Consider the following 14498-nt stretch of genomic DNA (forward strand, 5'->3'; position numbering starts at 1 on the left):
CAATCCAACATGAGCAAGAGCATCCGGGTCGAGGAAGAGACGCACGCGACCCTCGCGAAATTGAAGGGTGAGGAGGAGTCCTTCGACGAGTTGCTCTCGCGGCTGATCGAGGATCGGCGGGAGGCGATTCACTCCGGTGCCGGTCTCTGGGACGGCAGTGACGCGGCGCGGGTGGCTCGCGAGAAGCGCCGAGCAATGAAAGAGGATGTCGGGCGATGACGCTGTACGATAGCAGCGTGCTGATCGACTATCTCGATGGCGAATCTGAGACAGTGGCGTACGTCGAGCGCCAGCACGATCGGCGAGCTATCGCACCCCAGCTGGTCGTCTTCGAAGTCTATCAAGGCGAGGTGTTTACGGCTGGGCCGGCTGATTTCGAGGCCGTCGACCGTGCACTCTCGTGGCTAGACGTCGTCGAAGCGCCGGCTGGCGCCGCCAGGAGTGCCGGCGAGATTCAGGCAGCCCTGCACGAGCGTGGCGATGTTCTCGCTCCGCGGGACGCGTTCATCGCAGGCATGGCAGATCGGCTTGGCGAACGTCTGGCAGTCGCTGACGCCGACTTCGATGTCGCGGGACTCACCGATATCCTTGACGTCGACTTCGTGTGAGGGGCACTGGATCCGCGAATTTGCACAGGTACTGGCACAGCATATTTCACCGTCGTCTACGAATCTTGTACTGGTATGTCATACACCAAAGTCAACTACGAAGACGTCGACCCGGTCGCGGAGTCGATGCACTTCCTGCGCGATGCGCTGGACTGTGACACTGTCGGTGTGACGGTACTGGACTGCGAGCCAGGCTGGTCGGGGAAGGCTCACGACCACGCCGAGGAAGAGCACGAGGAAGTGTATCTGCTGGTCGAGGGGGAAGCGACAGTGACTGTCGAGGACGAGGCAGTTTCGATGGAAGCGGGCGACGCGGTACGGATCGCACCCGAGTCGACTCGTGAGATTCAGAACGGCGAAACTGAGAGTACGTTCGTGCTCGTCGGCGCACCCTAAGAGCACTGGGTCGGCCGTGACTTGCCGTCACTCGCTCTGGGCCTGCAGCTTCTCCATGTACTCCTCGAAGGCCGCCCAGTAGGGGTCCTTGCCGGGGTGGTCGACGCTCTCGCCGTCAACCGAGAGACCGGAGCCGTCCGTGACGCGACCGGCATCGGCAGCGGGAATTCCTTCGGCTTCCAGCGCGGAGAGCACGTCATCGACGCCGTTGGGGTCGACCGTCGCCAGCAGCGTCCCCTCGCTGATCGAAATCCAGGGGTCGATATCGAAGAATTCGCAGGCTGCTTCGACGCCGGGCTGGATCGGGATGCGGTCTTTTTCGATCTCGAAGCCGACGCCCGCCGAGCGAGCCATCTCGAAGAGGCCACCGTAGACGCCGCCTTCAGTGGCGTCGTGCATCGCCGTGACCGGCCCGGCCGAGGAGGCAACCATCGCCTCCTTGATCGGACTCATGTCGTAGAAGCGGTCTTTCGCGGCCTGGATATCGTCGTCGGGCACGTCGCCCTCCATCAGCGAGTCGAAGTGGACGGCGAGCAGACCGGTCGCCTCGATGGCCGGCCCTTTCGTGACGATGACGCGATCGCCAGGGCGCGCACCGTCGGGCGTCACGAGATTCTCGAAGTCGCCGGTTGCAAGGGCCGTCCCGCCGCCGACCATGGGGTAGTTCGTCCCGACGTAGCGGCCAGTGTGACCGGTGACGATCGAGACATCGAGCTCCTTTGCTTCTTCGTCGAAGGTCTCCCAGACGGTCTCGAACTGCTCGTCGGTGATCTCCGGCGGCAGGTTGAAATCGACGCTGAGATAAGCCGGATCCAGCCCCGAGACGGCGACGTCGCTCATGAGGATGTGGAAGGCGAACCACGCCGCCCGCTCGAAGCCTGCCGCGGGGACGATGAACACGGGATCGGTCGCCATCGCCAGTGCCTGCCCGCCGACGTCAGCGACGCCGAAGTCGACGCCGTGCTGTGGCTGCAGGCGGACGTCCTCGCGGTCAGCCCCCAGGCGGGGGTAGATGTACTCGTCGAAGAATTCGCGATCGGCCTTGCCGAGTTCGGGGCCACTCATATACCGAGTGGTAATTGTCGGTGGTACTTAGGTTGCGCGTCATCGCTCGGTGATATCCGGAGGGGGCTATCATCCGATGGTTATTAGTGCGATGCCAGCGATCGCGAGGCCCGCAGCGACGAGGCGGACCCGGAAGTGCGATTCTCCGAGGATGAGTCCGCCAGCGACGACGGCGACGACCGCCTGGGCGTTGATGACCGGCGAGGCGATACTCGCCGGCAATATCTGGAAGGCAAGCAGGACGATGTGGTTGCCGGCGGCAACGAGCAACCCAGCGATCGCAAATAGCCAGGCATCGTCCCAGAGGGTGTCGGGGATCGGTCGACGCTGTGCAAAGGGGAGCACCATCGTCGTCGTGATCGCGAACATGACTGGCAGGTACAGCTGTGGCGGGATGGCCAGTTCCTGCATCATCACTCGCTTGCCGACGTCGACGACCCCGAACATCGCCGCACTGGCCAGGGCGAGTTGGGGGGGCCCGCGTCGTGAGTGCGCGGCGGAACGGCTCGATCAACTCCCCTGGTTCGTAATTGGCGACGTAGATCGCTGCCGTGGCGACGAGGACGCCAGCGATCTGTATTGGTGACAGGATCTCATCGAGCAACAGGACCTCCAGTGGCAAGACGAACAGCGGCACGAGCTTGCTGATCGGCGCGACGTAGGAGACTGCGCCCTCGACGAGCGCACGGAACATCGCCAGGACAGCAACCCCCGTCAGCGCAGACACGCCAACGATGAGCGCCACTCCCGACAGCGTCACTCCCGTGGGGACGACAGGCCCGTCAAGTGTCAGCAGTGCGATCGGCAGATAGGCCAGGAACGCGAACCCGTTCACCCCTGCCAGATACACCGGCCCTGGATACGCAGTGAACCGCTGTTTGATGAGCACGAGATACCCACCGAACAGCAGCGCGGACAGCACGGCATAGCCAAGTCCGAGTTCGAAAGACACGACAGAACGTTGGGAGGCCGACCCCAAGTGAGTCGCGATTTCCCTCTGGCACCCAGCTGGTCATCTGTACTGACCCCGCTGGCCGGCTCTCCCCCAGTGACATGCTGTCTCGACGTACATACCACCGCTCAGCGTTCTCGCCGACCGGGATCTGCCGTCTGTGGACCCAAATCGCTGGGGCAGGCTTTTGCTCGTCGCTCCCGTACGTCTTTCCATGTCATCGTTCGCCGACAGGGAGGGGGTGGCCGCCGACCTGGTCGTCGAAACCGACGACGGGCTGCAGTGTACCGCCTGTGCCCACCGGTGTACGCTTTCGCCCGGCCAGGCCGGGATCTGTGACGTCCGCCGGAACGTCGATGGCGAGTTGCGCCTGCTGACCTACGGGCAGGTCTTCGATCGCCCAACGGGGCCGCCAGGCACTGCTGACCCGATCGAGAAGAAACCACTCTATCACTTCCACCCGACGACGCGCGTCCTGAGTTTCGGCGGCGTCTCCTGTAACTTCGCCTGTGAGTTTTGCCAGAACAACCACATCTCCTTTGCCGGCCCCGAGGACCTCGAACTTCGGGACGTGAGCCCCGAGGAAGCCGTCGAGAGCGCGGCCACACAGGACTGTGCCGGGGTGGCCTGGACGTACAACGAGCCGACGATCTACGCCGAGTACGTCCGGGACGGGGCGCGCCTGGCGAAAGAAGCGGGACGCTATACAGCAATCGTCACGAACGGCTACTTTACCGAGGAGTTCGTCGAGGAAGTCGGTCCGTATCTCGATGCCGCGAACGTCGACGTCAAAGGATTCCGGGATCGCCCGCACGTAAAGCACATGGGGGCAAAACTCCAGCCGACGCTCGATGGGGCCAAACTGGCCGACGAGGCGGGTATCCACGTCGAACTCACCTACCTGACGATCCCCGACCTCAACGACGACGCCGAGGAAATCCGGGAATTCGCCGAGTGGGCCCGGGACAAGCTTAATCCGTCGGTTCCCGTCCATTTTACTCGGTTTCATCCGGATCACGAGATGCGCGACCGGCCGGCGACGCCAGTCGAAACGCTCGAACGGGCCGCAGCGATCGCACGCGATGAGGGATTGGAATTTGTCTACGTCGGTAACATGTCTGGTCACGAGGACAACGCGACCCGGTGTCCGGACTGTGGCGCGGTCTGGATCCGGCGACACGGGTTCCGGGCGAGCGTTGCGGTCGACCTCGACGGGGCGTGTGCGTGTGGGCGCCCGATCGACGTCGTCGTCTGAGGAACCAGGCCATTGGCTGACTGGCGATTGCGACTCGACGGGCAGCCGGGCCCGCAGGCTTTTACAGGCAGGGGTGCCCTCCTTTCTCTCATGGGAGTCCGTCCACCTGCCGACGACGATCTCTCGGAACCGGACGTCATCGAGTTCGGGATTCCAGCACTCGATGCTCGCCTCGAGGACGCTTCGTTTCCAGCCACGAGTGACGAACTTCACCGGGAATATGGCCACCTCGAGATACCGTACAATGCCTCCGGGGGCGTCGTCACACTGGCAGACGTCCTCGAGGAAATCGATCGCGGGGAATTCGAAAGCGAACAAGAGCTGCTCGATGCCGCCCATCCAGTCTTCGAACGGCTCCGTGAACGTGATCCCAGCGGTATCCTGGGCCACCTGCGATCGTTGGTGCCGTTTTGATTGCGCCGGCACTTCCGTTGGTTACGTCTCGTCCCGGGATTCCGCTACGTTCTCGGCGGCCGTCGAATCAGTGACGTCCGTCTGTGTGGTCGGTTGTTGGGTGTGCTGGGGCATACGGTCTGTTCGCTCACCGTCCGTGCCCTTCTGGCCACCGCTGGATCGCTGGCGTTCCTCCGGTAGCGCCTGATCCAGCCGTTGCATCTGCTCGCGGTGGAGTTTTACGATCATATCCGAGAGGGTGCCAAACATCAACAATTGGACACCGAAGACGAGTGCGATCCCACTCAGAAAAGCCATCACCTCATGAGAGATGCCTTGGGTGAACCACTCGATTGCGACGTACCCCCCCAGTGCGAGGCCGGCGAGAAGACTCGTGACGCCGACGCTCCCGAAATAAAACAGCGGGTTGTTGGTCTTGGCCATCCGGTACAACGTCAGGAAGATGGTCGCCCCGTCACGGACAGGCCGCAGATTCGTTTCTGCCTCACCAGGGCGAGACCGATACACGATCGGGACCACCTCCGTCTGGACGTTGTGCTTGACACACTCGACGGCCAGTTCCGTCTCGATGCCAAAACCCTCCTCCGTGAGCGTGACGCGATCGATGGCGTTTCGGGTCAGTGCTCGGTAGCCGCTCAGGATGTCGCCGTACTCCCGGCCGTGAATGCGGTGGAATGCGGTGTTAATGATTCGGTTCCCGGCCTTGTTGAGACGGGACATGGCACCGGACTCCATGTCCGCGAATCGATCGCCGATGACGTGGTCAGCCCGACCCTCGAAGATCGGTTCGAGCATCGCCTCGGCGTCTTCGGCCCGGTAGGTCCAGTCGCCGTCGAGCATGAGCACGTACGGGGCGTCGGTTAGTTCAAAGCCTTCTCGGACTGCCTGGCCCTTGCCGGATCCTGACTGTTGAACGATTTCTGCACCGTGGTCAGCGGCGATAGCTGGCGTGTTGTCTTGTGAGCCACCGTCGATCACCAAAATATTGTCGAATCCTTCCTTTCGAAACGAGGAGATTACCTTTCCGATTGCACCCTCCTCGTTGTAGGTAGGGATAAGAACGCAGACATCGTCGTACTCGGACATTGGCTGTGTGTGTGCGGGCAGGGTGGAAAAGTCTGCGGGATCGATCTGGACTCGCCGAAGTCGCTTCGAACTGGTGCTGATTTGTATCAGCTGAGATTTCCAGATAGTAAGGGCGACATAGGAAACCCTCGCCAGTTCCGGCCCCGCGGCTCTTACGGGTCGCTTTGCTCCCTGTTCAAATAGACGTGGCCTCGCTGCGCTTGACACACCTTCAGCGGGGTTCCCGGTAAGGGAGATCGGCGACGCCAACCTCCGCAAACCGTGGTAGATGCACCGCCACGCGTGGCGCATCTTTTCATTTTGAGAATTTGGTTGGTCTGAAAGCAGAAGCACGCTCTTTGACCAATTCTAATCTAAACACCGCCCGTGTGCTCTATCTGGTCAACATATCGGTTTTTGGCCAACATCGACATAATGCCGTAGAGGCTTTAATCCGTCCTCCGTACTTTGCGGTATGAATATCGTGGTGGCGGCTACGATCGCGATAGTCGTCGTAACGGGATTTCCGTATCTCGTCTATACGGGGCTGTACGCAGCGATTCGCCCGTCAGGCTCGCCGGCCGCAAAACGCGAGTCTGAACCGCCCGTCAGTATCGTGTTGCCGACGTATAACGAAGCGGATATCGTCGAAACGAAACTCGACGATCTGTTCGCGCTGGAGTACCCGATGGAGAAAATCGAGGTCGTCGTGGTCGACTCCAGCGACGACGAGACGCCCGAACTGATCGAGTCGTATTTCGATCGACACGCCGACGACGGACCGACGTTGAACCTGCTGCGTGAAGACGAGCGGCGGGGATTAGCGCCAGCACTCAACGACGCGTACGCCGCAGCCGAGAACGAAATGGTCGTGAAGACCGACTGTGACTCCAAGTTATCGTCCGACGTGCTTCGCGAAGCGGCGGCGAACCTGGCTGACCCGGACGTGGCTGCAGTGACCGGTCGAAACGTGGAGGTGCTGGGCGGAAGTGAGGTCGAAGCCGGATATCGCGGCGTGCAGGCGCACATCCAGACGATCGAATCGCACCTCGACTCGACGCTGATCTTCCACGGCCCGTTTTCGGCGTTCGAGAACGACGCCATCGTGCCGATCGATCCGAACTCGCTGGCCGACGATACGGAGTTGGCACTGAAGATTCGACGGCAGGGTGGACGGGTGATTTTCGATCCGGCTGTTCGGTACAAGGAGGCGTCACACTCCGAGTTCGTGAAACGACGGAAGCAGAAGGATCGTCGGGGGATGGGGTTGATTCGGTTGCTCGTTCAGCACCGAGACGCGCTCTTCCGGTATGGGGCGTACGGCCGCGTCGTTCTGCCGTTCAACTGGTGGTTTATGATCGTCTCACCGTGGCTAGTGGCGCTTGACATGCTTGCCGTGACTGCCGGGGCAGTCTCACTAGTGGGGTGGCCCGGAATGGGTGTTCTCGCCGCGCTCGGTGGATTCATCTGGCTCGGACAGCGAGACATTCTGGGCCCGCTTCAGGTCGTGTATTCGATCTTCGACACACAAGTGTCGCTCCTGCGCGCGAGCGTGGAGCTGTTGCGCGGAAAGGGTGACGGAACGTGGGACGTCGACTCGGAGTTGCGAGAGGCATTCAAATGAAGGTTCTGTTTGTTACGCACCGCTATCCACCCCGGACTGGCGGCGTAGAAACGCACGTTCAGGAACTCGCGACGCGGCTCGTCGACCGAGGCCACGAAGTGACCGTGTTCAGTGCAGACGCTGGATCGGACATCCCTTCGAACCATACCGTGAATGGTGTTCGTGTTCGCCGGTTCCGCTCGCTCAGTCCAGGTGGCGCATTCTACGCTGCTCCGCAAATGACACACGCAATCCGCCAAGCGGAGGCCGATGTCATCCACGCGCACAACTACCACGCGTTTCCGCTGTTTTTCGTAGCACTCGGGGTTGCTGACGAACGCTTTGTCGTGACGACGCACTACCACGGGCAGAGCGCGAGCGGCTTTCGTGATGTGCTACTGTCGTGCTACCGGCCGTTCGGTCGATGGGCCCTTCGGCAGGCTGACGATGTGATCGCAGTGAGCGAGTGGGAGCAGAGACAGTTGTGGTCGGACTTCGGCGTCGATGCGACTGTGATCCCGAACGGCGTGGACGTCGAGCGGTTCGCCAACGCCGATCCGGAGCAGCGAGACCATCCGTATCTGCTGTGTGTCGGACGGCTCGAGGAGTACAAGGGCGTCCAACACGTGATTCGCGCGCTGTCGGAACTGCCAGAGTATGATCTGGTCATCGCAGGCAGTGGCCCGTACCGGGAGGAACTAGAGCGTATTGCTCTGGACGAAAGTGTGGCTGATCGAGTGGACTTTCTCGGGTACGTTGACGACAAACGACTACCGGGACTGTACACTGGGGCCGAGGCGTACGTGACGATGTCGGAGTTCGAAGCATATGGGATGACTGTGGCAGAAGCGCTAGCATCTGGGACTTGTTGTGTCGTCCGTCAGTCGGGAGCACTAACCGACTGGACTAGCATCCCAGCTGTTGTTGATGTTGCAGATGCCAGTGCGAGTACGATTCAAAATGCAATCCGTACCGTAAATTGCAACACCGACGAGACAGGCCTGTCAACGTGGGGTAATGTGGTCGATCGCTTAGTGGAGATTCTTGAGGTGGAGTAAGGACAACTCGGGGGATATATGTTCCTCCTGTCTCTAAACAAAACCTAACTGAACAATTATGTCCGGGGTAACAGTAGTAATTCCGACAATAAGCGAGACGGTTCTTACTAAAGAGTCTCTCCCTGAGGAGGTCTCTGTCGTGGTTGTCCGTGAGGGGACGCTTAACGAAGCAAGAAACCGGGGTGTCGAGACCGCGGATACAGAGAAGGTTCTCCTTCTCGACGACGATGTCCGCTTCTCTGAAAGCTTCTTCTGGGATGTGGTTGACCGTATTGAACCTGAAAAGCTGGTGGGGATGGAGGACTGGAACTATGGCCTAGTTGCCGGCCGTCTGATGGGCTTCACGAAGGAAACGTGGCGTACCGCTGGCGGCTTCGACGAACGGTTACGGTCACACATGGGAGACACGGACTTCGCCATCTGCTGTCACAAACACGGGTACGAAATTGAGCAAATCCCACAGTCACAGATTGAACACGAGGGGCCTCCAGGAGCTATCGAGCGCACGGACGCCGTCGATCACGCCTGGCGTGGGCTTTACCTCGCCACAAAACATCCAACCTACGCGTGGCGCCTGTTTAAGGGGATGGTCACACCAGTCTTGACCGGAAGCGATTAACCCCTGTACGTTCGAGTCAGACATAATAATGTTGGTCGTACTCGCTCTTGACGCTCTCGACCACGAGCATGTCCGGCAATTCGACGTGCCCGCACTTGAATTGAACCAGTCTCGACCGATCGATACGTTCTCATATATGAAAGACCAGCCGTACACGCTGGAGGTCTGGCCAACGGTCGCTACTGGACTAGGCCCGGAGGAACACGGTCTTACTGGAGATGGAACGAGTGAGTGGTCGAATCCTGCCGTCAACTTTCTCTCGAAATTCACGTCGAAACTAGGGGGGAACACTCGCGATAAACTTGGTAACATTGCCGAATCCATCACAGGTGCTGAATACAGCATCCCCGAAACTGATGCCGGTCACGTGTTCCAAGGGAACGGTCGGGTGGTGCACAACTGGCCTGGTGTTCACAATTCTGCGGAACTCAAACGTGTCTGGGACACAGCTAATCCCGACGAGGGCGAGCAGACTGTCGAAGGGTTCGAGCGTGAAATCTTCGGTATTGGGGCCGAACAATTCGGCTGGACTCGTGAAATGCTCAATCACGACCTCTCTCTCGGAGGATGTCACGTTCATACCCTGGATATGTGCGGACACATCTATCGCCACGACAAAGAACGCTACCGACACACATACCGCCGCGTGAACGATTGGGTTGCCGACCTGCGGGACAGTCTTAGTGAGGAAGACGAACTTCTCATACTCAGTGACCACGGTATTCATACTGCATGGGACTCGAGTTCAGTTGAGCCCGGTCGCCATTCCGAACGTGCGATGGCAGCGACGACGATGGACACGGACCTGTTCGACGACGTACGGGACGCGCGCAGCTGGATCGAGGCCGCGGTTGAGGATGGCGAGTTCTCTCGCGAGCAGATGGATGTACCGACAGAGCAACTGGAGGAACTTGGTTACATATGACGTTCACAGACTGGATCGATGAGTCGCGAGAGCGCGTCCGAACCAGCGGCTGGTCCGGCGTGAAACGCTCGGTCTACGAGTTCTATGTCGGGATGTGGCGCAACGTCGGGAAGCGCTACAACTACGGCACCCCAATATGGGAGGAGGACTGGGATATCTGCATTGTGCTTGACGCCTGCCGTTGGGATCTGATGAATGAGGTGGAAGCGGACTACGACTTCGTAGACGACAATGCGAAGTACTCCGTCGCGAGCAGTTCGGGTGAGTGGATTCCAAAGACGTTCGACGGTGTCGACACCTCCGAAGTCGCGTACGTGACAGCAAATCCGTTCTCCAAAATGCTGCTTGATGATGAGGACTTCCTCGTATTGGATGAGGTGTGGGATTACGCGGTAGACGAGGCAATACGGACAATTCCGGCGGACGCAGTAACAGATCGTGGCATTACTGCATACCGGAAGCACAACCCTGACAAACTCATTCTCCACTACATGCAACCCCACTATCCGTTCGTCCCGAATCCGATGGATGACGGGCTACCGCTCCACGATTTCGGACAGAATCCCTGGGACGACGTGTGGGACAAGCTTCACGCCAGCGAAGTTGACCGTGACGAGGTATGGCGCAACTATCGCGCTAACCTAGAATACGTACTGGACAGCGTCAACACCCTGCTCGATAACATCGATGGCGAGGTCCTCATTACTGCTGACCACGGCAATCTCCTCGGTGAGTGGGGTCTGTATGGTCATCCCGACAAGGTTCCGATCAAAGCGTTGAAACGCGTCCCTTGGTGCAAGACGCAAGCCACAGATACAGGCACATATGAACCAGAGGATTGGAGTGAGACTGACGCTGCTCAGGACCGTGAGGAACTCCTTCGAGACCTTGGATATCGATGAAAATAGGCTTGTACGGTCCCCTCAACGAGGAGGAAACAGGTCCCTCACGAGTCACGAGCGGACTCGCGACCGGACTGGCAAAGCTAGGACACGAACCCGTAATAGTCTCCTATGGAAACATGCACAGTCATCCAGAAGCGCCAGTTCACCACGTTGGTGAACGCCCTGGAAGCGTCCGCGGGTATCTCGACCTGCACGCAGAGGGCGAGCGCGTCCTCTCAGAGCTTAATGTCGACGTCACGCACTGCTTAAAGGGGACAGCGACCAGTTGTGACGTGCGGACGGTCCACGGGACCCTGACCTTTCTGCGGGCGCCGCTCGGTACTTACTCCATACGGGAAATGCTTGGCGACAGCATTATGAGCTACTATTCCCGGAAAAGCGCCCGGTCAAGTGACACTGTCGTTGCCACAAGTCCCGAAGTCGCCAATGTACTCCAGCGATGGTGGCGAGTTGACCCGGAGACGATACCCCTTGGTATTGACGAGGAGATACTAGCTGATGATGTCCCGACAGACAATCCCACGGTCTTCCTTCCAGGGCGGATATCAGAGAAAAAGGGCCAGTTAGGCGTCCTCAAGACCCTTGATACGAATGTGTGTGACGTTCATCTAGCTGGCTCTGTCAAGGATGAACCATACGCTGAGAAAGTTCTTAACCACGATGTCACTTATCATGGCTACGTTTCGCGGGTCGAACTGCTGGACCTCTACCAGCGCGCGGACGTGACTGTTGTGGGGTCTACTCATGAGTTCTTCTCCGTTACGGCTCTGGAAGCGCTCGCTCGGAGTTCGACACTCGTCATTACCGATACCTGTGGAATCGCCACGTACGACCACGTGGCAGCGTGCGACGGCGTTCGGACGGTGGCAACGCAGGCCGAAGCCGGGCGTGTTGCTACTCGCCTCGCTGACCACGAATCCCTTCCCAAGTACAAACGTGCCGCGCGTGATCTCGCGGCTGGTATGACTTGGCGCTGGGTGGCCAAGAAATATATTACACACTATCCGGAACGATGAGACTTACTAAGGTCCAATCCTGTACTGAACTGGCCGCATAGATTGTGTATTCGCTCTTCGGTAGACTGCCAGAGATAACGGAATACGTTGACGGCGATAGCGGAACAATACGTTGATATCTACCGAACACTCCTGTAATGGAGGACATTGATCGCCAGTATGTCGGGGGGGCACATTTTTCAGAGTAGCGCCCGGAACTTGTCCGCGAGTTCTTCGACGCCTTGATCAATGGTGTAGATCGTTTGGAACCCCTCCGACCGGATCTTCTCGTCGCTCACGATGTAGGATAGTTGATTCAGCTGTTCGGCTTCGGTGTACCCAATTTCGGTTTCGGGAAAGTGGCGCTCAATGGCGTCCACGACCGTCTGAAGTTCCTCGTTCTGCCCGACGACATTGTAGGCTTCTCCGTCGCCGAGTTCGGTGGCCGCGAACAGCATTGACCGAGTGGCATCCCCCACGTGGAGGTACGGTCGCTGCTGTTGTTCGGCACCCTCGTACACCGTCAGTGGCTGTCCGGTCGCTGCAAGATAGGCGAACTTGTCGACGACAGTGTCGAACCGCATACCAGTCGACCAACCGTAGACAGTACCCAGGCGTAGGCCTGTAAGCCCCATTTCGCCATTATGGCGGTCGAACATTTCCTGTTCAGCTTCTAGTTTCGCCTCAGCATAGGGAGACTCAGGGTCACAGTTGAAGTCTTCCCTGATTTCTTCTTCGGTCGTTCCATACACTGAGCAGGTGACCGCATTGACGAATTCCTTGACGCCAGCGTCCCGTGCAGCTTCGAAAACTGTAAGTGCACCCCCATAGTTCACGTCCCATGTCTTCTCCGGGATATCGAAAGTTTCGGGTGCGTTGGTGATGGCAGCCAGGTGAAACACCGTGTCGACGTCCTCCATGGCAGCTGCGACGACTTCTTCGTCGCGGATGTCGCCTTCGACAAAACTGTACTCCGAATAGACGGGAAGGTTCCACAGTGTGTGGTAGCGGGGCTGTCTGAGATTGTCGAGGATCCGGATTTCCTCGCCTGCGAACGCAGGGTGGTCAGGCAGTTCGTTGAGGAGCCGTGAGCCGAGATAGCCAAGGCCGCCGGTAACAAGGACAGTCATATCACTAAGTGGCTACCCTATCCTATATTTTTCCCGGTTCTCGACGAGGTGCTCCTGCTTCTCGGAGTCGAGGTCGCCGAACCTGAGAACGGTCTCGCATCCCTCGCGGGGACACTTCATTCGCCGGCGGTCCTCGAGGACGTTACCGGCGAGGATGGTGCCACAATCCGGACAGGTGTGGGTAATAATGCGCATGTCAGAGTTCGAGGGTAGAGTTCTGGCCGACAACGATTCGGTCGCCCGTCGGACGGCGGTCGTCGTTCGTCGTGATCATCGCCTGTTCTCCAAGGAGGCTATCCACGATCGTGCGTTCCGCCGTGATTTTGTTTTCTCCGATGACAACGCTGGCCTCAATGTGGACATTGTCAATCATAGAGTCATCGCCGATGCTTGTGTATGGGCCGACGTACGCGTCGCCGCCGATCCGGGTGTTCTCGCCGATGGATACGGGACCGCGGATCACCGCACCCGCTTCGATGACGCTCCCTTCCCCAAGGACCACGCGGCCCGCCAGGGAATCCTCATCCGTGACGTTCCCGCGAACATCGTGATCAATGTCGTCAAGAACCAGCCGATTCGCGTGGAGGATATCCTCAGGCTTGCCAGCGTCCTTCCACCAACCATGGACGACGTGAGACTGAACGCTGTGACCGTCATCGATGAGGCCTCGGATTGCATCTGTGATCTCTAGCTCACCGCGCCACGATTGCTCAAGAGACTCGATCTGCGGGAAAATCTCGGGGGTAAACACGTAGACTCCGATGAGAGCGAAACTTGACGGCGGATCATCCGGCTTCTCAACGAGGTCCACCACCTCACCATCCGTGACATCGACGATACCGTACCGGGATGGCTCGTCAACCTCCTGCAGGCCGATACCTGCGGCGTGGGTTTCTGGATCGAAGTCGGACACTAGGTCAGTGATTCCTTCCTTCATTAGGTCATCACCTAGGTACACAACAAACGGGTCATCGCCGACGAAGTCGCGGGTACAGCCGACGGCGTGCGCGAGACCAAGCGGTTCACCCTGTACGATGTAGGTTATGTCTACACCGAAGTCGTTCCCGTCGCCGAAGTGCTCTTGGATTGCAGTTCGTCCCTTGTTGCCAAGGACGATTCCGATGTCCGTAATCCCGGCGGCACAAAGGTCCTCAAGAGCGTACTCAATCACCGGCTTGTTGGCAATAGGAACCAGTTGTTTTGGCCCTGTGTTTGTAATTGGCCGAAGCCGAGAACCGGTTCCGCCAGCGAGAATAACTCCTTTCACAGACTAAGTGTTCTCGTTCAGTTTACCTCAATGTTCTGCTCACGGACAGGGACAAATGAAAGAGTGTCATAGAATAGTTCCCACACTATAGCCATATTTCGCACGATTATAGAAAGATACAGGCTTAGATTACCATGTACTAAGTACACAAGTTTTGGCCATGGAATCAGTAACTAGCATAACTAAATATCCCGGCATGAAAGTTTTGTAGTGAAGCCACATAATATTCGCATGGCGTTTG

The 14498-nt window shown here is 58.7% G+C and carries 16 protein-coding genes and 2 pseudogenes; 12 read left to right on the forward strand and 6 right to left on the reverse strand.

Annotated elements, in window-relative coordinates; all coding sequences use genetic code 11:
• The first annotated feature begins 9 nt into the window (after positions 1-9).
• The 3 genes from HZR20_RS10640 (at position 10) to HZR20_RS10650 (ending at position 1004) form a co-directional block, all read left to right on the forward strand.
• Positions 10-219, forward strand: coding sequence for an antitoxin VapB family protein (locus HZR20_RS10640; RefSeq protein WP_181686608.1), 210 nt, complete (start codon positions 10-12; stop codon positions 217-219).
• On the forward strand, positions 216-608 hold the full coding sequence (locus HZR20_RS10645; RefSeq protein ID WP_181686616.1) for a PIN domain-containing protein: 393 nt from the start codon (positions 216-218) through the stop codon (positions 606-608). Before HZR20_RS10640 ends, HZR20_RS10645 begins: the two co-directional genes overlap by 4 nt.
• 75 nt (positions 609-683) lie before the next feature.
• The gene (locus HZR20_RS10650) at positions 684-1004 is read left to right on the forward strand and encodes a cupin domain-containing protein (protein ID WP_181686619.1); all 321 of its coding nucleotides are present in this window, start codon (positions 684-686) and stop codon (positions 1002-1004) included.
• Between the two features lie 27 nt (positions 1005-1031).
• Here HZR20_RS10650 and HZR20_RS10655 read toward each other — a convergent pair whose 3' ends face one another.
• Positions 1032-2069 carry an AIR synthase family protein gene (locus HZR20_RS10655; protein WP_181686621.1) on the reverse strand — a complete coding sequence of 346 codons (1038 nt, stop codon included), beginning with the start codon at positions 2067-2069 and terminating at the stop codon, positions 1032-1034.
• A gap of 69 nt (positions 2070-2138) precedes the next feature.
• Positions 2139-3021 (reverse strand): annotated as a pseudogene (locus HZR20_RS14810) (EamA family transporter).
• 214 nt (positions 3022-3235) lie between these two features.
• Here HZR20_RS14810 and amrS point away from each other — a divergent pair.
• Together amrS and HZR20_RS10670 are read left to right on the forward strand one after the other, a co-directional pair.
• Complete coding sequence (amrS, locus tag HZR20_RS10665) at positions 3236-4276, forward strand: AmmeMemoRadiSam system radical SAM enzyme (RefSeq protein ID WP_181686623.1); 1041 nt, start codon at positions 3236-3238, stop codon at positions 4274-4276.
• Positions 4277-4366: 90 nt separating this feature from the next.
• Complete coding sequence (locus tag HZR20_RS10670) at positions 4367-4690, forward strand: DUF5789 family protein (RefSeq protein WP_181686624.1); 324 nt, start codon at positions 4367-4369, stop codon at positions 4688-4690.
• A gap of 21 nt (positions 4691-4711) precedes the next feature.
• On the opposite strand, the gene aglJ is transcribed toward HZR20_RS10670, so the two are convergent.
• Positions 4712-5776, reverse strand: coding sequence for an S-layer glycoprotein N-glycosyltransferase AglJ (gene aglJ, locus HZR20_RS10675; protein ID WP_181686626.1), 1065 nt, complete (start codon positions 5774-5776; stop codon positions 4712-4714).
• A 454-nt stretch (positions 5777-6230) separates the two neighbouring features.
• Between aglJ and HZR20_RS10680 the strand changes: the two genes are divergently transcribed.
• The 7 genes and pseudogenes from HZR20_RS10680 (at position 6231) to HZR20_RS10705 (ending at position 11881) form a co-directional block, all read left to right on the forward strand.
• Entirely contained in the window at positions 6231-7379 is a 1149-nt protein-coding gene (locus HZR20_RS10680) for a glycosyltransferase (protein WP_181686628.1), read from the forward strand.
• The gene (locus HZR20_RS10685; RefSeq protein WP_181686630.1) at positions 7376-8416 is read left to right on the forward strand and encodes a glycosyltransferase family 4 protein; all 1041 of its coding nucleotides are present in this window, start codon (positions 7376-7378) and stop codon (positions 8414-8416) included. The genes HZR20_RS10680 and HZR20_RS10685 overlap by 4 nt, the downstream gene beginning before the upstream one ends.
• A 58-nt stretch (positions 8417-8474) precedes the next feature.
• Positions 8475-9035 carry a glycosyltransferase family 2 protein gene (locus tag HZR20_RS10690; RefSeq protein ID WP_181686631.1) on the forward strand — a complete coding sequence of 187 codons (561 nt, stop codon included), beginning with the start codon at positions 8475-8477 and terminating at the stop codon, positions 9033-9035.
• 136 nt (positions 9036-9171) lie between these two features.
• Positions 9172-9717 (forward strand): annotated as a pseudogene (locus HZR20_RS14815) (alkaline phosphatase family protein); the annotation flags it as partial.
• Between the two features lie 96 nt (positions 9718-9813).
• Positions 9814-9960, forward strand: coding sequence for a hypothetical protein (locus tag HZR20_RS14595; protein ID WP_258560424.1), 147 nt, complete (start codon positions 9814-9816; stop codon positions 9958-9960).
• Positions 9957-10862, forward strand: coding sequence for a hypothetical protein (locus tag HZR20_RS10700; protein WP_181686641.1), 906 nt, complete (start codon positions 9957-9959; stop codon positions 10860-10862). The genes HZR20_RS14595 and HZR20_RS10700 overlap by 4 nt, the downstream gene beginning before the upstream one ends.
• On the forward strand, positions 10859-11881 hold the full coding sequence (locus tag HZR20_RS10705) for a glycosyltransferase family 4 protein (RefSeq protein ID WP_181686643.1): 1023 nt from the start codon (positions 10859-10861) through the stop codon (positions 11879-11881). The genes HZR20_RS10700 and HZR20_RS10705 overlap by 4 nt, the downstream gene beginning before the upstream one ends.
• A gap of 179 nt (positions 11882-12060) precedes the next feature.
• Here HZR20_RS10705 and HZR20_RS10710 read toward each other — a convergent pair whose 3' ends face one another.
• From HZR20_RS10710 to HZR20_RS10720, 3 genes are read right to left on the reverse strand one after another with little or no spacing between them, the layout of a single operon-like run.
• A complete protein-coding gene (locus tag HZR20_RS10710) occupies positions 12061-12990 on the reverse strand; it encodes an NAD-dependent epimerase/dehydratase family protein (RefSeq protein ID WP_181686644.1) in 930 nt (309 codons plus the stop codon).
• A gap of 12 nt (positions 12991-13002) precedes the next feature.
• Positions 13003-13185: a hypothetical protein gene (locus HZR20_RS10715; RefSeq protein WP_181686646.1), complete on the reverse strand. Its 183-nt coding sequence runs from the start codon at positions 13183-13185 to the stop codon at positions 13003-13005.
• A gap of 1 nt (position 13186) precedes the next feature.
• Positions 13187-14257, reverse strand: a complete 1071-nt coding sequence (locus HZR20_RS10720) for a glucose-1-phosphate thymidylyltransferase (RefSeq protein WP_181686648.1) — start codon at positions 14255-14257, stop codon at positions 13187-13189.
• Positions 14258-14498 lie beyond the last annotated feature (241 nt).

This window comes from Halorhabdus salina, assembly GCF_013839425.1.
In the GTDB taxonomy this organism is placed as follows: domain Archaea; phylum Halobacteriota; class Halobacteria; order Halobacteriales; family Haloarculaceae; genus Halorhabdus; species Halorhabdus salina.